We start from the raw sequence: 26,156 nt of genomic DNA, 5'->3' as shown, positions 1-26,156 counted from the left end.
CGTGACCGGAAAGAGTGAGGAATTCATGACCGATCGTGTGCAGGCTGGTGGACTTCAGGTCGCCAAGGTCCTATTCGATTTCGTCGAGAAGGAGGCGCTGCCGGGTACCGACGTAGATTCGGAGGCCTTCTGGGCCGGTGCCGCGTCGGTGATCGCCGATCTCGCTCCCAAGAACAAAGCGTTGCTTGCCGTCCGTGACGAGATCCAGGGCAAGGTCGACGCGTGGCACGGCGAACATGCCGGTGCCGATTACGACCGCGCAGCGTACAAGACCTTCCTGACAGAGATCGGCTACCTGCTCGACGAGCCTGCCGACTTCCAGATCACCACCTCCGGCGTGGACACCGAGATCACCACCACGGCCGGGCCGCAGCTGGTGGTTCCTGTGCTCAATGCACGCTTTGCGATCAATGCCTCCAACGCACGATGGGGCTCGCTCTACGACGCCCTCTACGGAACGGACGCCATTCCCGAGACCGACGGAGCCGAGAAGGGCACGAGCTACAACAAGGTCCGCGGAGACAAGGTCATCGCGTTCGCGCGTGACTTCCTGGACGAGGCATTGCCGCTGAGCTCCGGCTCGCACGTCGGGACCACCGGATACGTCGTCGACGCCGCGTCGCTGACGGTGACGTTGGCCGACGGCAGCACCGTCGGCCTGAAGGATCCGTCCCAGCTGTTGGGCTACCAGGGCACACCCGATGCGCCGACGGCAATCTTGTTCGTGCACAACGGTTTGCACTTCGAGATCCAGATCGACCCCGAGAGCCCGATCGGCAAGACCGACGGAGCGGGCGTCAAGGACGTGCTCCTCGAGTCGGCTGTCACCACGATCATGGACTTCGAGGATTCGGTCGCCGCAGTCGATGCCGACGACAAGGTTCTGGGCTACCGCAACTGGCTCGGTCTGATGAAGGGCGATCTCACCGAGGAGGTCTCCAAGGGCGGTAAGACGTTCACTCGCGCGATGAACAGGGACCGCACCTACACCTCGGTCGACGGTTCCGAGCTGACGCTGCACGGTCGTTCGCTGCTGTTCGTCCGCAACGTCGGCCACCTGATGACCTCCGACGCGATCCTCGACGCCGAGGGCAACGAGGTTCCCGAGGGCATTCTCGATGCACTGTTCACCTCGCTCGCCGGTCTGCACTCGTTGACTCCGGACAACGTGCTCTCGAACTCGCGTACGGGCTCGCTCTACATCGTCAAGCCGAAGATGCACGGACCGGACGAGGTCGCCTTCACCGCCGAACTGTTCGGCCGCGTCGAGCAGGTCCTCGGCCTGCCCACCAACACGCTCAAGGTCGGCATCATGGACGAGGAGCGCCGCACGACGGTCAACCTCAAGGCCTGCATCCAGGCCGCGTCCGAGCGGGTCGTGTTCATCAACACCGGCTTCCTCGACCGCACCGGCGACGAGATTCACACCTCGATGGAGGCAGGGCCCGTCGTTCGCAAGGGAGCGATGAAGGGCGAGAAGTGGATTGCCGCCTACGAGGACTTCAATGTCGACACCGGGCTGGCGGCCGGCTTGCAGGGCAAGGCGCAGATCGGCAAGGGCATGTGGGCCATGCCCGATCTGATGCACGACATGCTCGAGCAGAAGATCGGCCACCCCAAGGCCGGCGCGAACACTGCGTGGGTTCCCTCCCCCACCGCAGCGACCCTGCACGCCTTGCACTATCACAAGGTCGACGTGTTCGCCCGTCAGCACGAGATCGCGAAAGCCAAGCGCGCCACCGTCGACGAGATCCTCGAGATCCCTCTCGCGCCGTCCACCGACTGGACCGACGAGGAGAAGCAGAACGAACTCGACAACAATTCGCAGTCCATCCTCGGTTATGTCGTGCGCTGGATCGACCACGGTGTCGGATGCTCCAAGGTGCCCGACATCAACGACATCGCTCTCATGGAAGACCGTGCGACGCTGCGCATTTCGAGCCAGTTCATCGCGAACTGGTTGCGGCACGGCATTGTCACCGAGGAGCAGGTGCGCGAATCGCTGAAGCGAATGGCACCGGTGGTCGACCGGCAGAACGCGTCCGATCCGACGTACAAGCCGTTGGCACCCGATTTCGACACCAACATCGCCTTCCAGGCTGCGAGTGATCTGATCTTCCAGGGCACGAGCCAGCCCAACGGGTACACCGAGCCGATCCTGCATCGTCGCCGACGGGAGTACAAGGCCGTCAACGCCTGACGGACTTGTCGACCACGTGGGTGAACACCGGAACTCAGGGCGCGGACGTTCCATAGCCGCCGGGCCCGTGATCGTCGTACTGACGATCGCGGTCCTGGTGGCAGCCGTGTTCGGATGGTTTGCGCTGCGTGATCGAATTTCGGATCAGGGGATCGAGGCAGCCGACACCTGCGTGGAGGGACCGGCCGTCCTCACCGTGGCGGCCGACCCCGACATCTCCGCCGCGATCGAACAGCTGGCAACACGATTCGACGCGACCGCCCCGGTAATTCGCGATCACTGTGTAACAGTAGAGGTTCGAGCCATCGCGTCCGATGCGGTGCGGGCGGCACTGAACTCCGGCGCCGACAACTGGGATGTCGGTGCGCTCGGCGCTCGTCCAGGTCTGTGGATACCCCAGTCCTCGGCAGACGTCGAGGCCGTCGTAGACCGTGGAGCCATCGACGGTACGCCGCGGCCCGTCGCATCGAGTCCGATCGTCCTCGCTGCACCGGGCGCGGTGGCCGACGCCGTCGTCGCTGCAGGCTCTAGCTGGGCAGATCTGATACGACTGCAACGCGACCCGCAGGCTCTCGGACTCCCCGAGTGGGGTGGGCTTCGACTCGCCGTGCCGTCCGGCTCCGACACCGGCGCGAGCACTCTTGCGGTCACGGCCATCGCGGCAGGCGTACGCGGTGACCCGACCACCACACTCACCGTCGAGGAGGCCTCCTCGACGCAACTGGTGTCGGCGATGTCGGAGTTGGCGGTGACCGATACCGGCGCTGCCGCAACCTTGGCCTCCACCACGTACGACGCCCTCGCGGCGCTCGAGAATGCTGCAGGCCCCGACGCCGCCGTCCACGCGGTCCCGGTCACCGAACAGCAACTCGCGTCGACCGATTCCTCGACGCTGACCGCCGTTCGCCCACAGGGTGCAACGCCTGTCGCCGATCATCCGGCGGTCGTGCTCTCCGGTGACGAGACCTCCACCCGAGCAGCCGCGGCATTCGTGGATTTCGTTCGTCAGCCCGACGGTACGCAGACACTCCTGGACGCGGGATTCAGCGTGGACGAGCCCCAGGACGCGGGCATCGTCGCCCCACCATCGGGGCCGGTTGCCGACGCTCTGCTCGCTGTGCTTCGCAATCCGGTTCTGCCCCGCCGTGCCACTGTTCTACTCGACGTGTCCGAGTCGATGCGCACCACCGAAGGCGGTGCGACGCGGCTGCAGAACACTGTTCGCGCACTGAGCGAGCAGTTCCGACGAGTCCCCGACGCCACCGAACTCGGTCTGTGGAGTTTCAGCGAAGACCTGAACAACTCGCTGCCCTTCCGGGTGGATGTCCCGACCGGACCGATGACAGTTCCCGTCGGGACCACTCCGAGGCGCTCCGCCCTCGATGCGACCGCTGAGGCGTTGACGCCGGCAACCGGCTCGTTCACGTACGCGTCCGTCCTCGTCGCGTATCTCGACGCCGTGGCCGGTTACGTCCCCGGCCGCGTCAATTCGGTCGTGCTGATCACGGACGGCCCGGACGACTCACCCTTGTCGGCGGACGAGCTACTCACCGAACTGACATCGGCGTCCGATCCGGCGCGGCCGGTCGCGGTGAACGTCGTGCGCATCGGCGACGGCAGCCCTGCCCCCGTGTTCACCGACATCGCAGCTCGCACCGGCGGCACCGTGGACACGGTCCCGACATCGGATTCCCCAGACCTCCTCGATCGACTCGGAAAGTTGCTGTACTAGAACATGTCTCGTGTACTTTTTGTCGGCGTCTTCCTACTCCTCGTCACGCTCTTCCTGCACTGGCGGTTTCTCTCCGTAACGAGGGCACCGGCACGTGTCGGACGCCCTGCAGATCTGTTGCTGATACTTCTGTGGTTGTGCGCGGTGGTCGGCTTCGGCAGCGGCGTCGAGTTCGATCCGTCCTGGGCCCGTGGCCCGGCTTTCCTCGGCCTGACCTGGTTGGCGGTGGTGTTGTATCTGTTCCTCGGCACGGTCCTCGTTGCTCTTATCTGCACCGTCGTGCGGGTGATGTTCGCGCTGTCGCATCGTGATTCGACTGCTGTTCGGCTGCGCATATCGCGGGTCGGCTCCGTCGTCGTGGCTCTCGTCAGCGTCGTCGCAGTGGGGTACGGCCTCGTCGAAGCCGCCTCGCCTCGTGTCACACGCACCCAGGTTGCGCTCGACCGGTTGCCGGCCGAATTCGACGGTCTGCGAGTGGCATTGGTGTCCGATATTCACGCCGGACCGTCTCGCGGTGCGGGCTTCGTGCGCACGGTCGTGGATTCGGTCAACGCGCAGCAGCCTGATGTCGTGCTGCTCGACGGCGATCTCATCGACGGGACAGTGGAGTTGGTCGGAGAAGACCTCGAGCCGCTGCGCGACCTCGAAGCCCCTCTCGGGGTCTTCGCTGTCAGCGGCAACCACGAGTTCTACGCGGGCGACGGCGGAGAGTGGCTCGACTTCTGGTCGACCCTCGACATCGACGTGTTGCGCAACGAGCGCACGACGATCACCCGTGATGGCGTTGCCATCGATATCGCCGGCATCAACGACGCCACTGCCCCGGAACCGTACGAACCGAATCTCGGCGCTGCGCTCGACGGCATCGACCCGGATCGCTTCGTGCTGTTGATGGCTCATCAGCCCAAGCAGGCTGTGGAGGCCTCCGAGCTGGGCGTGGACATGCAGGTGTCCGGACACACTCACGGCGGGCAGATCTGGCCGATCCGCTATCTGGTGCCGCTCCAGCAGCCCAGTGTCGAGGGGCTGGACACGATCGGTGACACCACGCTCTACACCACCCGCGGTGCAGGCGCGTGGGGTCCGCCGGTGCGCGTGGCAGCCCCGCCCGAGATCGCGATGCTCGAACTCACGCGGGGCTGACCATCTGCCCGTCCATCGGGCGAACAGCAGGTCAGGCGAACGCCTCGATCGGCGGGCAGGAACACACCAGGTTGCGGTCGCCGTGCGCGCCGTCGATCCGCCGGACCGCGGGCCACACCTTCGGTCGGTCGTAGCCTGCGGGGTACGCCGCGAGTTCCCGCGAGTACGGGTGGTTCCAGTCGGCGACGAGGCATTGCGCCGTGTGCGGAGCGCCGCGCAACGGGTTGTCCTCTACGGTCCACTCGCCGGAGCCGACGCGGTCGATTTCCCTGCGGATGGAGATCATCGCGTCGCAGAATGCGTCGATCTCCTCCAGATTCTCGCTCTCGGTCGGCTCGACCATCAGGGTCCCCGGCACCGGGAAGCTCATCGTCGGCGCGTGGAAGCCGTAGTCCGCCAGTCTCTTCGCCACGTCGTCGACGGTGACGCCGGTGTCCTTCGTCAGACCTCGCAGATCGAGGATGCACTCGTGCGCCACCATGCCGTTGTCGCCGGTGTAGAGCACGGGGAAGTACTCGTCGAGGCGGCGCGCGACGTAGTTGGCCGACGCGATGGCGGTCAAGGTCGCCCGGCGCAGCCCCTCCGCGCCCATCATCGCGATGTATGCCCACGTGATCGTCAGGATCGACGCGCTTCCGTACGGTGCGCCCGCAACGGTCGGACCGTCGCCCAGTTGCGGTGCCAGCGGGTGGCCGGGCAGGTACGGCTGCAGATGCGAACGGACGCCAATGGGCCCGACTCCGGGACCGCCACCGCCGTGCGGGATGCAAAAGGTCTTGTGCAGGTTCAGGTGACTGACGTCTCCGCCGAAACGACCCGGCCGAGCCAACCCGACCAGAGCGTTGAGGTTGGCACCGTCGACGTACACCTGTCCACCCGCGTCGTGCACCGCGGCACAGATGTCGGATATCTCGTGCTCGTACACACCGTGGGTGGAGGGGTAGGTGATCATGATGGCGGCGAGGGTGTCGGCGTGCTCGGCGATCTTGGCCCGCAGGTCGTCGACGTCGACGTCTCCGTTCGGTCGGCACGCCACCACGACGACGCGCATCCCGACCATCACCGCGGAGGCGGCGTTGGTGCCGTGTGCGCTCGACGGGATCAAGCAGACCGTGCGACCGGTGTCGCCGTTGGCCTGGTGGTATCGGCGGATCGCAAGTAGTCCCGCGTACTCGCCCTGGCTTCCTGCATTGGGCTGCAGGCTGACCGCGTCGTAGCCGGTGATGTCGACGAGCCACTGTTCGAGGTCGGCGATCACCCGGAGTAGTCCGGGAACGTCGGTCGACGGCGCGAACGGGTGTTGGCGCGCGAACTGAGGCCAGGTGATCGACTCCATTTCAGCGGTCGCGTTCAACTTCATCGTGCACGATCCCAGCGGGATCATGCTGCGGTCGAGGGCGATGTCCTTGTCCGACAGCGCCCGAAGGTAGCGCAGCATGGCTGTCTCGGTGCGGTAGCGCGTGAAGGCGGGATGCGTCAGGTACTCGGACGTACGGGCCCAATCGGCCGGGACGGACTCGGCTCCCGGTCCGGCGGGCTCGGCACCGAATGCAGCGAGCACATCGACGATGTGAGCCTCCGTGGTTGCCTCGTCACAGGCGATCGCGACGTGATCGTCGTCGACCGGTCGGAGGTTGATACCGCGTTGTTTGGCGGCATCGACGACGGTGTGGGCCGCGCCGGGGACCGCGGCGAGCACGGTATCGAAGAACTCGGCATGCACCACGTCGATGCCCGCAGCCTGCAACCCTGCTGCGACGGTTCGAGCACGGGTGTTGACGAGACGTGCGATCGCGCGCAGCCCATCCGCGCCGTGGTAGCTGGCGTACATCGCGGCCACGATGGCCAACAGCACCTGGGCGGTGCAGATGTTGGAGGTCGCCTTCTCACGGCGAATGTGCTGCTCGCGCGTCTGCAGGGCCAAGCGGTAGGCCCGATGTCCGTCTGCATCGACGGACACTCCGACCAACCGCCCGGGCAGCTGGCGCGAGTGCCCGGAGCGCACTGCGAGATAACCGGCATGCGGACCGCCGTACCCCATCGGAACCCCGAAGCGCTGGGTGGTTCCGAAGCAGACGTCGGCACCGATTTCGCCGGGCGCGGTCACCAGGGTGGCGGCCAGCAGATCGACCCCGACTGCAACCAGCGCACCGCGCTGGTGTGCAGCCTCGATCGTGGCGGTGTGGTCCACCAGACGGCCTGACGCTCCCGGCAGCTGCGCCAGCACTCCGAAGAACTCGCCTTCGGGCAGGCCGTCGGCGAGGTCGGCGTACACCAGCTCGATCCCGAGGGGTTCGGCGCGCGTGGCGAGGACGGCTTTGGTCTGCGGGAAGATATCCGAATCGACGACGAGGCGGGGTGACTTCGAGCCTCGGTTGGCGCGACGCATGAGCGTCATGGATTCGGCTGCGGCAGTGGACTCGTCGAGCATGGAGGCATTCGCGACATCCATACCGGTCAGATCCGACACCATCGTCTGGAAATTGAGCAGTGCCTCGAGTCGGCCCTGACTGATCTCGGGCTGATAGGGGGTGTAGGCGGTGTACCAGGCCGGATTCTCCAGGATGCCGCGCGTGAGCACCGGAGGCGTCAGGGTGTCGTAGTAGCCCAGGCCGATCATCGAGGTGGCCACCGTGTTGCGGCCGGCGAGATCGGCCAGCGCGGCCAGCGCATCGTGCTCGCTCAGAGCAGGCGGCAATGTTGCCAGACCATCGGGAACCCCGTCGACGATGGTATCGAGAATGGACTCGGGAACAGCCTTGCGGGCCAGCTCGTCGAGGCCGTCGACACCGATTGCATCGAGAATGCGGGCCAGTTCGGTGGTGTCGGGGCCGACGTGTCTGTCGACGAAAGCCGATGCGGTCGAAGTCATTCGGTCGGTCACGGTCTACTCCCAGGGGTCCCAAGACAAGGCGTCGGACGGCCGGGGCATACGCGCCGACCGCTCCTCCCCCTCTGTCGTGTGCTCGCTGACGCGTGCGCCTGAGAGATTCGGTAGAACACGGCGCGCTGACGTGCGCGCACCGGCACCTTTCCCCTTGGGCGGGTGGGTGCTCCCACCACTTTCCAGAGTTGTCGAAGCCCACACGGTCCGTGTGCCTGAGAGATTGACGGGGAGGTATTGCTCCTTCGGCGTCCGAGACTGGATGCCTCGGAACTCTCCCGCGCAGGCGCGACGGTGAGAAGTCTAGCCGGTCTTACGACTCGCGCGATTCTTGCGGCGGGACGCCAGTTCGTCTTCGGGGCTCGGCTGGCTCTCTCCGCCGTCTGCTCGCTCGGCCGGGAAGTCGGCGATGGTGCCGGTGAGTTCGCGCATCGCGCCGTTGACGGCGATACCGAAGACGCCCTGCCCGCCCTGCAGCAGGTCGACTACTTCCTCGGCCGACGTGCACTCGTAGACGGTTGTGCCGTCGGAGAACAGGGTGATGTTGGCGAGGTCGCCGACGCCACGCTGGCGCAGGTGATCCACGGCGACGCGGATGTTCTGCAACGAAATTCCGGTGTCGAGTAGGCGCTTGACGATCTTGAGGACCAGCATGTCCTTGAACGAGTACAGCCGCTGGCTGCCCGAACCTGCTGCGCCTCGGATGGACGGTACGACCAGGCCCGTACGCGCCCAGTAGTCGAGTTGCCGATAGGTGATGCCGGCAATCTGGCACGCGCTGGGTACGCGATATCCGACGAGTTCGTCAGGGACCGAATCGTCGGGGAACAGGCCGGGTTGAATGTCCTGCGGCTGTGCGACAGGGCGATTCGACGCCTCGTCGGGGGTCTCGACCCGAGCATCGGCTGCGGACGCGTCCTCTGTCCGGCTTGCGGCGTCGGATTCTCGACTGCCGTGATGCTGCTGCGGCTGATCTCCCACTGACTGCTCCCTCTCGGATGTCTCACTGCGTTCGGATCCAGTCAGTACTGGGATCCGTCCGAAGCGCGCCTGAACGCCTCGGTGTACTCGCGTGAAGTCATACCGTGTACCAGGGCCAGACTACGCCTCGGCGGCAACCGAAGAGGCGTGAACTGCGTCGGTGCGAACTGCGCCGGCGATGAACTTCACTGGCACGAACGTTATGGGGGCGATCGACCAGATTCAACGCAACGCGCCGTAAACCTGAACCTAAAGTTGAGGTTGAGACTATTCCGTTACCCGTCGGTGGCCTTGAAGTCGTCCGGCGACACCGATTCGAGGAATTCCTTGAACTTCTCCACCTCGTCCTCCCGCTCGTCCGGCATCAGCAGGCCGGCCTCGGCGAGCACAGGCTCCTCCGCATAGATCGGGACTCCGGCACGGAGCGCGATGGCAACCGAATCCGACGGCCTCGCCGACACGCGGATGTCCTTGTCGAATACGAGATCGGCGTAGAAGGTGCCTTCCTGGAGGTCCACGATGCGCACCTCCTTGAGCTCGTGCCCCAACGCAGAGATCAGGTTCTTCACCAGATCGTGCGTCAGCGGCCGAGCCGGCTGCACACCTTGCTGCTCCAAAGCTATTGCGGCAGCTTCGGTTTGGCCGATCCAAATCGGGAGGTACCTATCTCCGTCGGATTCACGCAGCAGCAACACGGGCTGGTTCTGCGGCTGTTCGACACGAATACCGACCACACGCATTTCACTCATCGTGTCCACCTCACACCTCGAGAAATCTTCGCTGGTCGTCGCTGGTCCAGCTCACCAGAACCGAGTCTATTGGAATCCGAACCGGCGCGAGCGAACCTCACCGGTCGAGCGCACCACGCACCGCTGCTTTGACCAGACACGTATGCAAGGTCAACGACAGAGCTGCCAATTCCCGGATCATCTCTTCGGCACGATCACGTGCACCGGCATCGCGCCCCTTGGCGACCGGCCCGGCGATCTGAGCGACGAGACCCGCTTCGCGGTCCGCCGCGAGCTTGAACGCACGGAGGTGACGAACCTCGAGCCCGAACTGCAACATCGCGTGCGCGGTACGAGCGAGCGTGACGGCACCGTCGTCGTAGAACCCGGCCTGCCCGGGAGTGATCAGACCGCTGCGCAGCAACTCGGTCAGGAAGGCGTCGTCGATGCCGGCCTGAGCCAGTAGATCTGCCTTGCTGATGCGGACCTCGCGATCGGGCAGGAACTCCTCCGGCGAGACTTCACCGGCCGCGATCGTCAACGACCGTGGGCGCTTGACCGAGGCGTCTGCTCTCTCGACGGTTGCAACGCCGTGGTCGATCGCTTCGAGTTGTTCCTTGATCACCTTCAGCGGCAGGTACTGATCACGCTGAGCGGTGAGCACGAACCGCAGCCGTTCGCAGTCCGCGATCGAGAAACGCCGATAGCCCGACGGAGTGCGCTCCGGAGAGATCAGACCCTCGGCTTCGAGGAATCTGATCTTCGAGATAGTCACGTCGGGAAAGTCGGGCCGGAGTCGATCGAGGACGGAGCCAATCGACATCCCCCCGCTGGACTGCTGCCCGACGGCGGTCACTGGCTTCCTGCACCCGCAGACGACTCGCCGACTGCAGATCCATTGCCGCCACGCGGCCCGGTGAGGAAGACCAGACGGAACTTGCCGATCTGCACCTCGTCACCGTTGGCGAGCACGGCGGAGTCGACCGGCTCACGGTTGACGTAGGTGCCGTTGAGGCTGCCCACGTCGACGACCTGGAAGTCGTCCTCGTCCTGGCGGAACTCTGCATGTCGACGGCTCACGGTGACGTCGTCGAGGAAGATGTCGCTGTCGGGGTGACGACCGGCCGACGTGGTCGGCTGGTCGAGCAGGAATCGGGATCCGGCGTTGGGACCACGCTTGACGACGAGCAGGGCAGCTCCGACAGGCAAGCCCTCGACACCCGATACCGGAGCTTCGGTGCTCTGGGCGGTAGCGGAGTTGTCCAGCTCCTGGAGGAAATCGGCGCGGAAGACCGAGGTGGTCTCGGCCGGCGACTCCCCGTAGTTGCTGTCGTTGTCGTTCTGGCTCACCGTTACTCCTTCTCAGTCCGTTGACCCGGGCAACGATCACCTCGGGTAACGCAGTACATGGTCTTCACTTCTGGTTCTGCTGGCGTTCGGTGGTGCGTTTCGGTTCCTCGGTGCGTGGCGGACCACTCACCATGCGCGACCTTCGCCCCGACAGGCTGTTCGCTCGGTGTCGACCGTACCCTGCGCGCCGAGGACCTGTGGTCGGTTGGCCGGTGTGTACGGCCCTTCGTCACTCAGCTGTGATGAGAGCATATCCGGCGGCATCGAGCATCGGTGCCAGCGCCGCGTCCAATGCCTCCGAGGATGCGACCTCGAGCTCGATCAGCCACCCGCCGGTGTACGGTCCGGAGTTCACCTTCTCGGGTTCGGAATCCAGATCTTCGTTCACGGCAACGACTTTGGCCGTGAGAGGACTGAACACGTCGGACACGCTCTTGGTCGATTCCACTTCACCGAGAGACTCGCCCGCGGTGACGCTGTCACCGATCGCCGGAAGCTGAACGAACACGACGTCGCCCAACTGAGTCTGGGCGTAGTCGGTGATACCGATTCGAACCGTCGCAGGCCCCGTCCGCTGCACCCACTCGTGCTCGGGGGTGTAAAGCAGATCAGCTGGTGTGTCGATGTCGCTCAACGCGGCATTCCCTTCCATCGTGCCCGGGGCGAGCGGGCGATCAGTTTCCGGGCTGAGCGTATTGACGTGGGCGCGGATCCCGCAAGGCGGAGACCGTGACCTGGTCCGATCGCTCGACTCGCGAGCTCGCCCCGTTGCGGGCGACCGTGTCGATCACCCCTCCCGGAATGTTCAGTGCAGCTTCCAGAGTCGCCGGATCTCCGATGGCAGTGAAGGTGTAGGGAGCGCGTAGTTCTCGGCCGTCCACCACGACTCGGCCGGCCGGTCCGGCCATCCACGAATCCACACCGATGCGGACGGCGACCCCACCACCGTCGATCTGCAACGCCTCGGCACCGGCGGCCCGCAGCTCCTGCAACGCGTCGAGCAGAACCTCTGCTCCGACGCCGGCGTCGGTGTCGTCGATCGTCAACGTGACGCCGGGTCCTCGGGCCGCCACGGTGCCGATCTGAATGGACAACGCGGACAATCTTTCCTGGGCTTCCGCCACCGCGGCGTCCGACCCGGAACCGGACTGCCGGAGGGTGGCGAGCGTGCCTTGAAGCGCGCTGATCTCGTCGCGGATCGACGCCTCGCGTCGCGTCAGGGAGTCCAACACCACCAACAGGTCCTCGGGCCGCGAGTTCTCCAGATTGCCCGACGTGCTCGTTTCCCGCACCTGTGTCGCGATTCCGATTCCGAGGGCACACATCAACACGAGAGCGAGAATGCCGAACCACGTGCGCTGTCCACGTCGGGTGCGCCGACCGTGCCGTCCGGGGCCTGCGTTCATCGGTCAGGCACCGAAAAGCCGTCGGCGCAACGCAGCGGCGTTGCCGAAGATACGTATTCCGAGCACGACGACGATGGCGGTGGACAGTTGCGTTCCGACTCCGAGCTGATCGCCGAGCCACACGATGAGCGCCGCGACGAGGACGTTGAAGACGAAGGACACGACGAACACCTTGGCGTCGAAAATGCCGTCGAGAAAGGCGCGCACGCCGCCGAACACTGCATCGATAGCGGCCACGACGGCGATCGGCAGGTATGGGGCGACGACTGCTGGAACTCGAGGCCCGGCGACGAGACCGATCACGACTCCGACGACGAGCGCGACCAATGCTGCGAGCGCGAATCCGGCGCGGCCGGTGGCGGCGGGCTCGGTGCCGCCGGGCACCTCGGGACCGGGGCTGCCGGAGTCGGATGCCTCGACGTCCGGGACGTCACTCGCCGTCATCGTGGGGCCACCTCCTTCGCCTCGAACGACTCCCTGGCGACGGCCGGCCCGAACTCGAGATCGGTGGCAGGCCGTACCGAGAAACCGACACCGTAGAGCTGAGCGACCGTGCTCATGCGCAGGTACGCGTCGCTGACGGCGAACTGCACCTGAATGCGCTGCGGTGGACCGATCGCATCGATGTCGTAGGGCGAGGTGATCGGGCGATTGTCGAGCAGCATCGCGCCGCCTGCCTGTCTGATCGTCACGTTCGGCCCGACTCGATTGCCGTCGACGGACACCGCTTCGGCGCCGCTGGCCCACAGGGAGTTGACGACGGCAGCGATGTCGCGGTCGAGAACGGTTGCGCCGGAACCGGTACGGACCGATCTGTTGGATGCACCGCCTGCGGCAGGTTCTGTCACGACGACCGACAAGCCGGGACCGGTCACCGAGTCGATACCGGCCGCCGACTCGACCGCATCGAGACGGTCCAGGAGCTCGCTCCCGGCAGCATCGGACTGGAGCGCGCGATCACGCTCGGTCGATACCTGGGCTGCGAGTTCGTCCCTCGTGACGTCCAGTCTGGCCTCACGCTCCTGGGCAGCACGCACTGCAGCAGAGGCGTCGGCACTGGCCCGGTCGATCTCCGCCGCGTCGGAGGCCAGCTGCGACATCGCGACCCCGAAGACCACTCCGACAGCGACGGCACCGGTGATCAGCCAGAGGACAGGCGGCACCCTAGGGGTACGCACGTGGTGCGCCGACCGTTCGACGGCAGCGGCTGCGTAACCCGGATCGAGGTGATCCGTCAACAGCGATGTGAGCAGTGACGGAGTCGGGTTCCTCTTCGGTCGTGCTGGTGGCTGCACCGTCACCTGCCCGGTGCGGAGGTGGGCGCGATCGCTCGCGCGACGGCCACTGCCTTGCCGAGGTACAACGCACCGGTCCACGTGTACAGCACCGTCCCCCAGATCAGGAGCGCGTAACCGAGCGGCCCAGCGGCGTCGGCCACGGAACCGGTGCCCACGGAGACCAACAGCACCGGCAGCGCGATCATGACCACGAACGTGGCTGCCTTCCCGAGATAGATCACGTCCGGAGGCGGGAGGGAGCGACGTCGGTAGACGAACATGGTCAGGCCGAGAACCGCGTCTCGCCCGATCAGGATGGCAGCGACCCACCACGGGATGATGCCGCGCACCACGAATGCGACCAGCGTGCTGACGACGTACAAGCGATCGACGAGCGGGTCGAGAATCGCCCCCAGCCGCGACGACTGCCCGAGCAAACGCGCGAGTTTTCCGTCGAGCCAGTCGGTGCCGCCGCTGACGAGCAGAATGACCAGCGCCCAGCCGTCTGCCTGGGGGCCGAGAAGAAGAAACAAGAACAGCGGAACGCCGGCGAGTCGCACGGCACTGAGCAGGTTGGGAACAGTTGCGATCCGATCCGTTACCTCGAGTTCGCTCTTGTCCGTCACCGCTCACCTCCTGTCGCCTCGGGCGTCGTGGCAGCCGGCGCGAGCGCACCGGCGGTTCGAGGCCACGTTAGCGCCACGCGAACACCGGCTGCTCGAAGTCCGCGACCCGGGTGTGTCGACCGCGAAGGACCACTTCACGAAACTGGTGCACTATCGCACCCGTGGGAGCATGGATGGCACCGGTTCGGAACGGCCACCGAATCACGGGTCGGGGCGACTCGGGGATCGTGACGAATTCCGCATCGACATCGAGTTCGGCCTCGGTCACCTCGAACACTTCGGCCACCTCGTCGGCACTGGGCTGCAGCGACGACGAGTACTCGCCCACCCACACCACGAACGGTGTGATGACGTAACCCGAACGGGTGACGTAATCGTCGAGGCGCCCGAGTACCTCACCCGGGTCGGTACGAATGCCCAACTCTTCCTGGAGTTCACGCAGGCAGGCCTGTGCCGGGGTTTCGCCCGGATCGACTCCGCCACCAGGTAGCGCGTACTGACCCGGGTGAGCGCGCAATCGGCTCGGCCGTCTGGTCAACAGCAGGCGACGGTCTCCGCGCTCCCCGCCGACCGCCAGAGCAACAGCTGCGTGGCGCAGACCGTCGGCATCGGCTGTCCGAAACTCGAAGTGGCCGAGTGCACGCTCCATCGAGTCGCGGCCGAGGCAGTCGCTCGATTCGTCGCTACCCGCCATGAGTACCCACCGATTCGGTTGCCGTCATGGGGAATCCGCGAGACGCGCTGCCGGAGGAAGGAGTTCGTCGGCGGACGCGGGCCAGGCCAGTGCGTGCTCGGCCAACCCGGCGAGTTGCTCCACTTGTGTTCGACACCAGGGCGATACATCGATTCGGTCTGCGAGCACGTCGGCCGAGAATTCGGCCCAGGACACCCACCGCGTTTCGTCGACCTCGTCAGGATCCGGGTCGAGTGTCGCGTCGTCGCCGACCGTCACTCGGTAGACGGGGCAGATCTCGTTCTCGACTATCCCGTTGTCCATCACAGCGCGGTACCTAAAATGCGGCAGCACCAGTTCCGCGGACCGTGCCTGCAGACCCAGCTCTTCGCCGATGCGCCGGAGCACTGCCGACTCCAGGTCCTCGCCGGGTGCTGGATGTCCACAACAACTGTTCGTCAACACGCCGGGCCATGTCGTCTTGCTCGACGCCCGTCGCGTGAGCAACACGGCACCGTCCTCACGCACCACGTAGCTGGAGAACGCCAGGTGCAGCGGGGTCTGTTCGGTGTGCACCGTGGTCTTGTCCTGGGTGCCGACGGCGCGGCCTTCGTCGTCGAGCAGCACCACGTGCTGCGCAGGGGATCGATCCATCGTTCCATGCTCCCACGGCCGGACGGCCGGTCTAGTGTCGAACCATGGGACAGGACGACAAGGACAAGACAAACGGCGGCACCTCGACCGAACACGACACGGCGGATTCCCCCAAGGGCGGCCGCCCCGGACCGGTGGACGGCGGAGGCGGCGGTGGGATGGCGACACGGGAGAACGCCCCGGAGATCGCCGACGATCAGGAATGATATTTCCCGGTGCCGTCGCTGTTTGAATCACAGAGATTGCGTCAATACCCCCGATGTTCCCGCGCTGTGCGAGAGCACGAACCTCCATCAACGGAAGGACCTCGATGAGCATCAACGACGACGACATCACCACCTCAGGCGGATCTGCAGGCGAAGGACCCGCTGACGGCGGATCCAATCCCGGCGGACACGACGGCGGAGCAGACGGCCCGGCCGGAGCAGGCGAAGGACCCGCTGACGGCGGATCGAATCCTGACGGACACGACGGCGGAGCCGACGGCCCAGCGGGTGGAGAAGGCCCGGCCGACGGCGGATCCAACCCCGGCGGACACGACGGCGGTGCGGACGGTTCCGCTTGATCATCGAGTCGAACGACGAGCGCGGACCGGGCAACCGGTCCGCGCTTCGTCGTCTCACCGGAATCGACGCCGCCACTTTCGCGGAGCGTCACTGGGGCACAGCACCCAAGTTCACCCGATCTGCCGAACTGTCCGGATCGTTCGAGGATCTGATGACGGTCGACGCAGTCGACGAGTTGATCGCCGAGCGCGGCGTACGCACCCCATTCGTGCGGATGGCCAAGGACGGCCGCCTTCTGGAGAAGAACAAGTTCACGGGGTCCGGAGGGTTCGGCGCCGAGATCACCGACCAGGTCGATTCCGCGGCGGTTCTGTCGGCCTTCGCGGCCGGCAACACTCTGGTGCTGCAGGGCCTGCATCGCCTGTGGCCGCCCTTGATTGCTTTCACCGGCGAGCTCGTTCGCGAGCTCGGCCACCCGGTACAGGTCAATTCCTACGTCACTCCGGCTGCGTCCCAGGGCTTTTCGCCGCATTACGATGTTCACGACGTGTTCGTCGTGCAGATCGCCGGTAGTAAGCGGTGGACGATTCACTCGCCGGTGCATCGCCATCCACTGAACAATCAGCCGTGGTCGGACCGACGAGCAGCAGTGGAACGTCACGCCGACGACTCCCCGGAGTTGGACATCGTGCTCGATCCCGGTGACGTTCTGTATCTCCCGCGCGGCTGGATCCATTCGGCGCAGGCCCTGGGCGAGACGACGGTGCATCTGACGATAGGCGTCGCGTCGTTCAACGATTACGACATCGCCCATCACACCCTCGGTGCTCTTCAGGACGTCGAGGGACTGCGCGCACCGTTGCCGGCCGGATGGGACCCGACCGACTCCGAGTCCGTTCTCCCCCACGTACGCCGCGTGCTCGGCGACATGCGCCGAGCTCTCGACAAGTTGGATCGAGATCCCGAGGCGCTGCATCGGATCACCGAGCGTGTTGCGAGTCGGTACGACGAGCTGGTTCGACCCGAACCGGTGCGCCCCGTTCGCAGTGTTGCCCAGATGGGCGCGCTGCGAGGTCAGGACTCGATTCGGCTCAGGGCCGGGGTGATCGCGCGAGTGGTGCGAACCCCCGAGTCCGCGGCTGTCGTGCTGCGCGACAAAACCGTGTCGATGCCGCCTCAGTGCGCCGATGCCCTCGAATTGTTGCTCGAAGGATCGCCGTGCCGGTTGGATTCTCTGCCCGGCCTCGACACCGACGATGCTGTCGTGGTCGGTCGCAGGCTCGTGCGCGAAGGCATCGCAGTCACCGCCATCGAGTGATGGCGAGCCCGACCATCAGGTGATGGTCACGCCGCCGTCCACTGCGATGGTCTGGCCCGTCACGTATCCGCCCGCGTCGGAGGCGAGCCAGACCGCGGTGGCGGCCAATTCTTCGGGGTCACCCTTGCGTCCGAGGATCATTCGGGGAGCCAATGCCTCGAGGTATCCCGGCTGGTAGGAATCGGTCATCTCGCTCTCGAAGAAACCAGGCGCAATAGCGTTGACGCGGATGCCTTTTCGAGCGCCCCACTGTTGCGCGAGGTCACGAGTGAGACCGACGATGGCCGCCTTGCTGGCACTGTAGGCAGCCTGAGGCAGACCGGCGGTGGTGAGCCCCAGAATGCTGGATATGTTCACGATCGAGCTTCCGGGCTGCATCACCCGTCCACACGCCTGAGCGGCCCAGTAGGAGCCGTTCAGGTTGATGTCGATGACAGAGCGGAACTGCTCGGGAGTCTCACGGGTGGCGGGGTACGCCGTGCCGACGCCGGCGTTGTTGATCAGCACGTCCACCTTGCCGAACTCGGCGACGGCGGCCTCGACCATGGCCGTGCACTGGTCGGGATCGACCACATCGGTTGCCACGCTCAGCGAACGCCCACCGACGCTGTCGATCAGTGCGGCAGTCTGTGCCAACTTGTCGACGCGACGGGCGGCCAGCACCACGTCGGCTCCGGCCTCGGCCGCCGCTTTCGCGAAAGACACTCCCAAACCGGACGATGCGCCCGTGACGATGACGACGCGGCCGTCGAGGCGGAATTTGTCCAAGATCGACATGTTCTGAAATCTCCTTGTATCGGGTGTCTCGTGCTCAGAACCAGGCGGGTGACATATCGAGGGTCGTTCGATCGAGAAGCGCCAGCAGATCGAGCTGTGCATCGACCTTCGGTAGCTCGTAGACGAAGAAGTACCGTGCAGCAGAGCGCTTTCCGTCGTAGAAGTCTCCGATTCGGTCTCCCACGGCAAGCAGCTGCTCGAGCCACATCCACGCGATGACCGTGTGGCCCATTGCCTCGAGGTAGGCCGTGGAATTCGCCAACGCCACGGCGGCGTCACCGGTACCCCAGACTGCGGCGGTGACCTCGACGATCCTCGAGAACCTGTTGTTCAGCTCGGTGCCGTACTGCTCGGCCGCTCCCCCGTGAGTCGATGCTCGCGTCACGGTCTCGGCGATTCGCTCGGCGAGCAGCGCCAACCCGGCACCGTTCTGCATGACGACCTTGCGGCCGAGTAGGTCCAAGCCCTGAATGCCGTGTGTACCTTCGTGAATGGGGTTGAGCCGGTTGTCGCGGTAGTGCTGTTCCACGTCGTAGTCGCGGGTGTAGCCGTAACCCCCGTGCACCTGAATGGCAAGACTGTTGGCCTCGAGACACCACTGCGAGGGCCAACTCTTGGCGATCGGTGTCAGTACGTCGAGCAACAGTGTCGATCGAGCTGCGTCGGCGGCGTCCGATGCCGAATCCTGGTGGTCCACCAAACGCGAGCAGTAGAGCCCGAGGGCCAATGCCCCCTCGACATACGACTTCTGCGCCAACAACATTCGGCGCACGTCGGCGTGCTCGATCAATGCGACCGGAGGCGCGGCCGGATCCTTGGCTCCCAGTGGCCGTCCCTGGGTGCGCGTCTTCGCGTACTCGACGGACTTCAGGTAGCCGACGTAGCCGAGTGCGATCGCCAGGAATCCGACGCCGATCCGGGCCTCGTTCATCATGTGGAACATGTACGACAGACCACGGTTCTCCTCCGCGACGAGATAGCCGACTGCCCCGGCTTTCCCACCGGGAGAATGGGTTCCGTCGCCGAACGCGAGCAGGGTGTTGGTGGTACCGCGGTTGCCCATCTTGTGATTGAGCCCGGTCAGCACGATGTCGTTACGTTCGGCGATGCCGCCCTCACCGTTCGGCAGGAACTTGGGAACGATGAACAGCGAGATCCCTTTGACGCCGGGAGGTCCACCCGGCGTCTTCGCCAGAACCAGGTGCACGATGTTCTCGGTCAGTTCGTGATCTCCACCGGAGATCCACATCTTGGTACCGGTGAGCCGGTAGCTGCCGCCGTCCTGCGGCACAGCCTTCGTGGTGATGTCCGCCAGCGACGACCCGGCCTGCGGTTCGGACAAGCACATGGTGCCGAACCAACGCCCGTCGATCATGGGCCGCACGTAGTCGCGCACCTGCTCCGGGCTGCCGTAGGTGGCGATCAGATTGGCGTTGGCCATCGTCAGGAACGGATAAGACGACGTTCCAGCATTTGCAGCCTGGAAGAACGCCATGGCAGCACGAGAGACGGTGGCGGGCAACTGCATACCGCCGATCGATTCGTCGAACTGCCCGGCCATCAACCCCGCGTCGCGGTACACGTCGAGAGCGGCCTTCACCTCGGGGATCAGCTCCACCGCACCATCCCTGTTCATGGTGGGCTCGTGTGCATCGGCCTTCTTGTTGTGCGGGGCGAAATGCTTGTGGGCGATGTCTGCGCTCAGGTCCAGTACCGCATCGAACGTTTCGCGCGAGTGTTCCGCAAAACGTGGCCGCTCCGTCAACGCAACCACATCGAGCCATTCGTACAACAGAAAATCCAGGTCGCGGCGTGAGAGAACGTCCGACATTTCGCTGCTCCGATCGAGAGGGGTGACGCGTGAGCCGACGGCGTGAGCTCTACGAGGGAGCGGCAACCGCGTCGCACGTGACGTGCAACTCACCATACAAGTCGAGTTCGGTCGTCCACATCGAGTACCTACGCCGCCCGGATACACGACGGTTGCCCGGCATAGCAGTACGCGAGAAAGGTTGAAACACAGACATTTCCGGCCAATTGGACTATGAGCAGCGTCACGATTACCTACTCGGCCACGGGCATATACTTACCTTTGATAACGATATTCGACGTACGAGCACGATGATCCGGCGTCGTCCGGTGCATCGTGGAGGGGAGCGAAGCATGACCCGAACAATTGCCATGAAAAGCACAGTGGCCGTCGACAGCGAACACGATCGAGACATCCGCCAACGAGACCGTTTCCAGCATCTGCACGACAGCGATCCGGAGTTCCGGGCTGCCGAGCCGGATCGGTCGATTGCCGACGCGGCTCGTGAACTGGCACCCAACCTCGCTCGCGTGGTTGCCGAGATCATGACCAGGTACGCCGACCGCCCCGCCCTGGGACGCCGCGCGCGCACGATCGAGGACACCGACGGCAGCACTACCGCTCGCTTGCTCCCCCGATTCGACACGGTGACCTACGGGCAGGCCTGGGCCGACGCGGGAGCCTTGGCGTCCGCCCTCGGTCACGACGACGGCGGCATCGCTGCGGGCGACTTCGTGGCCACGCTCGGTTTCGCTGGCATCGACTACGTGATCACCGAACTGGCCACCATCCGTGTTGGCGCAGTCGCAGTTCCACTTCAGGCCGGAGCCACCGCGGGTCAACTGAGGGCCATCGTCGACGAGGTCGAGCCGGTGGTCCTGGCCTCCGACGTGGACAACCTCGCCGTCGCGATGGAGGTCGCCGGTCACTGCCGGTCGATCCGCACAGTGGTCGTACTCGACTACGACGACCGAATCGATGCCGACACCCGCGCGCTGACGTCCGCGCGCGAGGGTGTCCACGGGTCCGGCATTGCTGTTCGACCGCTCACCGAACTGGTGGACGAGGGTTCCCGACTCCCCCAGGTGCCGTTGTTCGACGTCGAGGATCCCGAGCGCCTCGCCGCACTGATCTACACCTCCGGCAGCACCGGTACTCCGAAAGGGGCGATGCATACCGAGCAGATCGTGTCCGGTGCGTGGACCGGGGCCTGGCATCGGACGGGTGCCTCGTCCGAGGGTGTCGACGAGCCGGCTTTTCCCGTCATCACTCTCGACTACCTACCGATGAGCCACCTTGCGGGCCGCGGGCTCGTTTTCTCGACTCTGGCGGCGGGCGGCACGGTTCATTTCGCCGGCTCCAGCGACCTGTCCACGTTGTTCGAGGACTTCGCTCTGGCGCGCCCTACGCTGGCGTTGTTGATTCCGCGGGTGTGCGAGATGATTCGCCACACCGTGCTCGCCGAAATCGATCGTGCGGTCGACGGTACCGATGCGGGCGAACACGAGCAGATTTCGCGAGGCGTGCTCGAGCGCGTGCGGTCCGAGCAGTTCGGTGGACGAATCCTGGCTGCAATGGTGGGCACCGCACCCATCGCCGCCGAGGTCAAGGATTTCGTGACCGACTTGCTCGACGTTCGGGTGCGCGACAATTACGGTTCGACCGAAGCCGGAATGGTACTTCTCGACGGGATCGTCGCGCGGCCACCGGTTCTCGAATACAAGTTGGACGACGTGCCCGAACTCGGCTATTTCTCCACCGACACTCCCCATCCACGTGGTGAGCTCCTGCTCAAAACGACGTCGATCATCCCCGGCTACTACAAGCGGCCCGATGTGACCGCAGACGTCTTCGATTCGGACGGGTTCTACCGCACCGGCGATGTCGTGGCTGAGCTGGAACCGGACCGGCTCGCATACGTGGATCGTCGCAAGAACGTATTGAAGTTGGCCCAGGGCGAATTCGTCGCGTTGGCGCGCCTGGAAGCGGTGTTCGGTACGAGCGAGCTGGTGGACCAGATCTTCCTGTACGGCAACAGCCAGCGGTCGTATCTGTTGGCGATCGTCGTTCCTGCCCACGCGAACTCGACTGCGGGCGCGATCATGGAGTCGTTACAGCGGATCGCTCGCACGGAGTCGCTGAATTCGTACGAGATACCTCGCGAGGTCGTGCTCGAACGCGAGCCCTTCACTCAGGACAACGGTCTGCTGTCGGGTGCCGGAAAGCAGTTGCGTCCCAAACTCGTCGAGCGGTACGGCGACGAACTCGAGCGTCGCTACGCAGAACTCGAATCGGGGCAGACCGATCGACTGCGTGAGCTCCGGCGTTCCGGTGCCCAGGCACCCGTGCTCGCCACGGTCGGGGACGCCGCCCAGGCTCTGCTCGGCTGTTCGGGCGCGGACATCCGGCCCGATGCCCACTTCACCGATCTCGGTGGTGACTCGTTGTCGGCGTTGACGTTTTCCACATTGCTGCGCGACATCTACAACGTCGACGTCCCGGTCGGGGTGATCACCGGACCCGCAATGGACTTGGCGGCTCTTGCCGACTACATCACGTCCGCAATCGACAACGATTCCGACACAGCGACATTCGCGTCGGTTCACGGACGCGACGCTTCCGTCGCGCACGCATCGGATCTGACCCTGTCGGCATTTCTGGACGCCTCACTGCTCGATGCCGCTCATCGAATTCCAGGCCCTCGGACGGTAACGAACACCGTGCTGCTGACGGGAGCGAATGGCTACCTGGGCAGGTTTCTGTGCCTCGAATGGCTCGAGAAGATGGCGGCCGCCGGCGGAAGAGTCATCTGCCTGGTGCGCGGACGCTCCGATGCCGATGCCCGCGCTCGGCTCGACGCCGCCTTCGACAGCGGGGACGCGACGTTGTCCGATCGATACCGCGCCTTGGCCGACGCCGCACTCGACGTGATTGCAGGCGATCTGGGCACTCCCCGGTTCGGGTTGACCGACGATGTCTGGGAGGAACTTTCCCGCCGCGTGGACCGCGTCGTGCACCCGGCAGCACTGGTCAATCACGCGCTGCCGTACGAGCACCTCTTCGGACCGAACGTCGTCGGAACGGCCGAGGTGATCCGGTTGGCCTTGACCGACCACATCAAGCCGGTGACCTACCTGTCGACGGTCGCGGTTGCCGTCGGTGTCGACGACTTCCACGAGAACGGTGACATTCGGGTGGACAGTCCGCAACGAGCAGTCGACGAGTCGTACGCCAACGGTTACGGAAACTCCAAGTGGGCAGGCGAAGTGTTGTTGCGCAATGCTTTCGACGAGTACTCGCTTCCCGTCTCGGTCTTCCGGTCCGACATGATCCTCGCCCACAGCACCTGGTCCGGTCAGCTGAACGTGCCCGACGTATTCACGCGACTGATCCTGTCGGTGGTGGCAACCGGGCTGGCACCGAGAAGCTTCTATGCCACCGACACCGGAGCGCCCACCGACGAGCAGGGCAGGCCACTGGCTCATTACGACGGACTGCCTGCGGACTTCAGTGCAACGGCCATCACCTCGATCGCGGGCGACGACGTGGCAGGCTACCGAACCTTCGACATCTTGAACCCCCACGACGACGACATATCGTTGGATACGTTCGTCGATTGGTTACGTGACGCGGGCTGCACCATCGAGATCGTCGACGACTACGACGAATGGTTCGAGAGGTTCAGCGCGGCAGTTCAGGAACTACCGGAGAAACAACGGTCACACTCGTTGTTGCCGCTGATCCACTCCTACGCGCATCCCCAGCACCCGTCGTCGGGAGCAATCCTGCCGGCAGACGAATTCGCGTCGGCTGTCGGCGATATCCCACACCTCGGGCGAGAACTGATCGAGAAGTATCTGGCCGATCTGGTAGCACTCGGCCTGGTGGCCAAGAGCTGACCGTTACCTGGTGCGGGCCCTTCGGCTCGCACCAGGTAGCCCCGCCCACTACCGCGGTACAGTCGAAAGCCTATGTGGATCGGATGGATAGAACTGGATTTTTTGTTGGGCGACGTGCACTCCCTGAAGGAGAAGCGCTCGGTGATTCGGCCCGTGATCTCGGAGCTGCATCGAAAATTCGCGGTGTCGGTCGCCGAAACCGACCATCGCGACCTGCACAGACGGGCCGAAATCGGAGCGTCGGTGGTAGCCGGCGACCTCGACCACGTGACCGACATCCTCGACCGGGTCGAGCGGATGGCGGCGTCCCGACCGGAGCTTCACCTCGTAGCCGTTCGGCGGCGCACCCTGAAGAGCGACGACATCTGAATCGCGCACTGTCGACGAATCCGGGTCATCGACAGTTACGGTCATCGACGGACGTCGAACACCTGCTTCTGGATGCCGTTGCCGTACACCTCGTGCTCCACCAGATCCAGGTGGGTCGTGGCCTTGTCCCTGGAGCTGAACAGCCGCTTGCCCGCGCCGAGCAGCATCGGGAAAACCAGCAGGTGGTAGCGGTCGACGAGACCGGCATCGGCGAGGCTGCGACCCAGCGTCGCGCTACCGTGCACCGAGATCGGCCCACCTTCGGTTTTCCTGAGTTCGGCGACGTCGTCGATGCTGCGCAGAATGGTTGCCGGCCAACGGTCGTCGCTGCGCTCCAACGTCGTCGACACCACGTATCTGGGCATCGAGTTGTACCCGGAGAAGTCGTCCATTGTGGGCCAGATCGGGGCAAATGCCTCGTAGGAGGTTCGGCCCAGCAGCATGGCCGTGGCCTCGTCCTGCTCACGGCCCTTGATTTCGTACGCCGCAGGATCGAATTCGATGTCCTTGAACGTCCACCCTGCGTTGCGGTAGCCGACTTCCCCACCCGGTCCCTCCATGACGCCGTCGAGCGAAACGAACGCGGTCACGATCACGGTGCGCATGGGCAATCCTCAGTTCGGTTCAAGGAGTAAGCGGAGCAGGTGCCGGAATCGTAAACCACGCGTCGAACCGACCACAGACGTTGCTGGGTGGCAAGGTGGTCTCATGGCCGAGCAAGTGGAACGCACCGAAGACGGTCACTATGTCGTCATCAAGGGTCGACGGTGGCGCGCTACCGATCCCGATATTCCCGAGGATCGCAACGCCGAATTGCGCTCGATCCTCATGGCGTGGCGCAGAGACGTCAAACGCACCTCCGGTGCCACAGAGTCTCGCGCGGGCGTTCAAGCCGCCAAAGTCGCTCTGGGAGAACGAGGTACACCGTGGTGGGAACAGTCCCCGGACGAGCGACGGGCTCGATGGGAGGCCGATGTGCCACGGCCGACCGATACCGATCCCGAGAACTGATCACACGAATCGTTGCCATATCGGAAACTATCCGATATGGTTTCCGATATGGAAAGCATCGATACGCCCACCTCGTCCGAAGCTCGAACGACTCTCGACGACATCGACCGAGTGCAACGCGCCGTGCGCGACACTCCGTGGCCGGCCTGGTTGTACGCCGTCAACGCAGTGCTCATCGGTGCGTTGACACTCACGCCGCTGCTCACCGACTCCCACCGCACTGTCGCCCTGCTGATTCTGGCCGCGGCCATTGTGGCAACGAACGTGATCACCGGGTACCGAATGGGCACACCGTGGGCGCTGCCTACCAGCCGTGGATTTTTGGCGTCGGTCGCACTGTCCGTTGCTTTCGTGGTGGTAGCACTCGCATTCGCACAGCCATCCCTGCCGAGCTGGGCGTTGGTGCTCCTCGCTGCAGCAGCGACGGCGACCTACTCGTTCGGTTCGATCGCTCACTACCGGAGCACACACCGATGACGGACGATCTGGATCCGATCATTCATCCGGCGAACCGGCTGCGGATCTGCGCGCTGCTGGCGGCCGGTACGACGCTCGAGCTCGCCGTCGTCAAGGAACACAGTGGATTGAGCGCATCCGCGCTGAGCAAGCAGGTGGCGGCTCTGGTCGACGCCGGCTACGTGGACCAGCAGAGATCACGCACCGACTCGCGGCGGATGTGGCTATCGCTGACGAGGGAGGGAAAAAACGCCTACCGCCGCCATGTGGCTGCCCTCCGCGCCATTCTCGCGGAGGCCGACGCGAGCCCATCCGAGCCCGGGCGGTGAGTTCTCCCCCAGCTCCGTGTCTATCTT

26 protein-coding genes and 1 riboswitch are annotated in these 26,156 nt (G+C 64.9%); of the genes, 11 read left to right on the top strand and 15 right to left on the bottom strand.

All coding sequences use genetic code 11. The features are described 5' to 3' along the window. Positions 1-25: 25 nt before the first annotated feature. The 3 genes from VF34_RS15970 (at position 26) to VF34_RS15960 (ending at position 5,075) form a co-directional block, all read left to right on the top strand. Positions 26-2,200, top strand: a complete 2,175-nt coding sequence (locus VF34_RS15970) for a malate synthase G (protein WP_032372755.1) — start codon at positions 26-28, stop codon at positions 2,198-2,200. Between the two features lie 67 nt (positions 2,201-2,267). Further along, complete coding sequence (locus VF34_RS15965; protein ID WP_230595109.1) at positions 2,268-3,932, top strand: VWA domain-containing protein; 1,665 nt, start codon at positions 2,268-2,270, stop codon at positions 3,930-3,932. Between the two features lie 3 nt (positions 3,933-3,935). Continuing rightward, complete coding sequence (locus VF34_RS15960; protein WP_032372392.1) at positions 3,936-5,075, top strand: metallophosphoesterase; 1,140 nt, start codon at positions 3,936-3,938, stop codon at positions 5,073-5,075. Between the two features lie 31 nt (positions 5,076-5,106). Here the strand turns inward: VF34_RS15960 and gcvP are convergent, their stop codons facing one another. From gcvP to idi, 12 genes are all read right to left on the bottom strand, one after another. Then, positions 5,107-7,947, bottom strand: coding sequence for an aminomethyl-transferring glycine dehydrogenase (gene gcvP / locus VF34_RS15955; RefSeq protein ID WP_032372753.1), 2,841 nt, complete (start codon positions 7,945-7,947; stop codon positions 5,107-5,109). Between the two features lie 205 nt (positions 7,948-8,152). Further along, positions 8,153-8,250: riboswitch (glycine riboswitch) on the bottom strand. A gap of 12 nt (positions 8,251-8,262) precedes the next feature. Beyond that, positions 8,263-8,802 (bottom strand): MerR family transcriptional regulator, encoded by a 540-nt coding sequence (locus VF34_RS15950; protein ID WP_157226114.1) that lies wholly within the window; start codon positions 8,800-8,802, stop codon positions 8,263-8,265. A 413-nt stretch (positions 8,803-9,215) separates the two neighbouring features. Then, complete coding sequence (locus tag VF34_RS15945; protein ID WP_027497166.1) at positions 9,216-9,689, bottom strand: bifunctional nuclease family protein; 474 nt, start codon at positions 9,687-9,689, stop codon at positions 9,216-9,218. Between the two features lie 97 nt (positions 9,690-9,786). Beyond that, on the bottom strand, positions 9,787-10,524 hold the full coding sequence (gene ftsR / locus VF34_RS15940) for a transcriptional regulator FtsR (protein WP_027497167.1): 738 nt from the start codon (positions 10,522-10,524) through the stop codon (positions 9,787-9,789). Next, positions 10,521-11,018: a glycogen accumulation regulator GarA gene (garA, locus tag VF34_RS15935; protein ID WP_027497168.1), complete on the bottom strand. Its 498-nt coding sequence runs from the start codon at positions 11,016-11,018 to the stop codon at positions 10,521-10,523. The genes ftsR and garA overlap by 4 nt, the downstream gene beginning before the upstream one ends. Before the next feature lie 229 nt (positions 11,019-11,247). After that, positions 11,248-11,652: a glycine cleavage system protein GcvH gene (gene gcvH / locus VF34_RS15930; protein WP_027497169.1), complete on the bottom strand. Its 405-nt coding sequence runs from the start codon at positions 11,650-11,652 to the stop codon at positions 11,248-11,250. 40 nt (positions 11,653-11,692) lie between these two features. Next, on the bottom strand, positions 11,693-12,424 hold the full coding sequence (locus tag VF34_RS15925; RefSeq protein ID WP_027497170.1) for a DUF881 domain-containing protein: 732 nt from the start codon (positions 12,422-12,424) through the stop codon (positions 11,693-11,695). Between the two features lie 3 nt (positions 12,425-12,427). Then, positions 12,428-12,808, bottom strand: coding sequence for a small basic family protein (locus tag VF34_RS15920; protein ID WP_027497171.1), 381 nt, complete (start codon positions 12,806-12,808; stop codon positions 12,428-12,430). 56 nt (positions 12,809-12,864) lie between these two features. Beyond that, positions 12,865-13,662: a DUF881 domain-containing protein gene (locus VF34_RS15915; protein WP_230595108.1), complete on the bottom strand. Its 798-nt coding sequence runs from the start codon at positions 13,660-13,662 to the stop codon at positions 12,865-12,867. Positions 13,663-13,721: 59 nt separating this feature from the next. Then, positions 13,722-14,327: a CDP-alcohol phosphatidyltransferase family protein gene (locus VF34_RS15910; protein WP_032366166.1), complete on the bottom strand. Its 606-nt coding sequence runs from the start codon at positions 14,325-14,327 to the stop codon at positions 13,722-13,724. A gap of 67 nt (positions 14,328-14,394) precedes the next feature. Continuing rightward, positions 14,395-15,021, bottom strand: a complete 627-nt coding sequence (locus VF34_RS15905) for an NUDIX hydrolase (protein WP_032372390.1) — start codon at positions 15,019-15,021, stop codon at positions 14,395-14,397. Between the two features lie 24 nt (positions 15,022-15,045). After that, positions 15,046-15,654, bottom strand: coding sequence for an isopentenyl-diphosphate Delta-isomerase (gene idi, locus VF34_RS15900; protein WP_032372389.1), 609 nt, complete (start codon positions 15,652-15,654; stop codon positions 15,046-15,048). Positions 15,655-15,698: 44 nt separating this feature from the next. On the opposite strand from idi, the gene VF34_RS25330 reads away from it, so the two are divergent. The 3 genes from VF34_RS25330 to VF34_RS15890 all read left to right on the top strand — a co-directional run bounded on the left by VF34_RS25330 (position 15,699) and on the right by VF34_RS15890 (position 17,478). After that, the gene (locus VF34_RS25330) at positions 15,699-15,860 is read left to right on the top strand and encodes a hypothetical protein (protein WP_179274192.1); all 162 of its coding nucleotides are present in this window, start codon (positions 15,699-15,701) and stop codon (positions 15,858-15,860) included. 104 nt (positions 15,861-15,964) lie between these two features. Then, positions 15,965-16,219, top strand: coding sequence for a hypothetical protein (locus VF34_RS15895; protein ID WP_027497175.1), 255 nt, complete (start codon positions 15,965-15,967; stop codon positions 16,217-16,219). After that, positions 16,216-17,478, top strand: a complete 1,263-nt coding sequence (locus tag VF34_RS15890) for a cupin domain-containing protein (protein WP_052061584.1) — start codon at positions 16,216-16,218, stop codon at positions 17,476-17,478. Before VF34_RS15895 ends, VF34_RS15890 begins: the two co-directional genes overlap by 4 nt. Before the next feature lie 15 nt (positions 17,479-17,493). Here the strand turns inward: VF34_RS15890 and VF34_RS15885 are convergent, their stop codons facing one another. Both VF34_RS15885 and VF34_RS15880 read right to left on the bottom strand, forming a co-directional pair. Then, positions 17,494-18,255 (bottom strand): SDR family NAD(P)-dependent oxidoreductase, encoded by a 762-nt coding sequence (locus VF34_RS15885; protein WP_027497177.1) that lies wholly within the window; start codon positions 18,253-18,255, stop codon positions 17,494-17,496. Positions 18,256-18,289: 34 nt separating this feature from the next. Next, positions 18,290-20,086, bottom strand: coding sequence for an acyl-CoA dehydrogenase (locus VF34_RS15880; protein WP_032372388.1), 1,797 nt, complete (start codon positions 20,084-20,086; stop codon positions 18,290-18,292). A gap of 332 nt (positions 20,087-20,418) precedes the next feature. On the opposite strand from VF34_RS15880, the gene car reads away from it, so the two are divergent. Together car and VF34_RS15870 are read left to right on the top strand one after the other, a co-directional pair. After that, positions 20,419-23,964: a carboxylic acid reductase gene (car, locus tag VF34_RS15875; RefSeq protein WP_196249485.1), complete on the top strand. Its 3,546-nt coding sequence runs from the start codon at positions 20,419-20,421 to the stop codon at positions 23,962-23,964. 72 nt (positions 23,965-24,036) lie between these two features. Then, entirely contained in the window at positions 24,037-24,333 is a 297-nt protein-coding gene (locus VF34_RS15870; protein WP_027497180.1) for a DUF503 domain-containing protein, read from the top strand. Positions 24,334-24,374: 41 nt separating this feature from the next. Here VF34_RS15870 and VF34_RS15865 read toward each other — a convergent pair whose 3' ends face one another. After that, positions 24,375-24,938, bottom strand: a complete 564-nt coding sequence (locus VF34_RS15865; protein ID WP_032372386.1) for a dihydrofolate reductase family protein — start codon at positions 24,936-24,938, stop codon at positions 24,375-24,377. A 103-nt stretch (positions 24,939-25,041) separates the two neighbouring features. Here VF34_RS15865 and VF34_RS15860 point away from each other — a divergent pair, with 103 nt between their 5' ends. From VF34_RS15860 to VF34_RS15850, 3 genes are read left to right on the top strand one after another with little or no spacing between them, the layout of a single operon-like run. Next, positions 25,042-25,344, top strand: a complete 303-nt coding sequence (locus VF34_RS15860; RefSeq protein ID WP_032372385.1) for a hypothetical protein — start codon at positions 25,042-25,044, stop codon at positions 25,342-25,344. A 48-nt stretch (positions 25,345-25,392) separates the two neighbouring features. Beyond that, on the top strand, positions 25,393-25,821 hold the full coding sequence (locus VF34_RS15855; protein WP_032372384.1) for a hypothetical protein: 429 nt from the start codon (positions 25,393-25,395) through the stop codon (positions 25,819-25,821). Then, entirely contained in the window at positions 25,818-26,129 is a 312-nt protein-coding gene (locus VF34_RS15850) for a transcriptional regulator (RefSeq protein ID WP_032366157.1), read from the top strand. The genes VF34_RS15855 and VF34_RS15850 overlap by 4 nt, the downstream gene beginning before the upstream one ends. Positions 26,130-26,156 lie beyond the last annotated feature (27 nt).

Source organism: Rhodococcus sp. PML026, from assembly GCF_000963615.1.
Lineage (GTDB): Bacteria > Actinomycetota > Actinomycetes > Mycobacteriales > Mycobacteriaceae > Rhodococcoides > Rhodococcoides fascians.
Note: the sequence above shows the minus strand (reverse complement) of the source record. Positions and strands in the feature narration are given on the sequence as shown.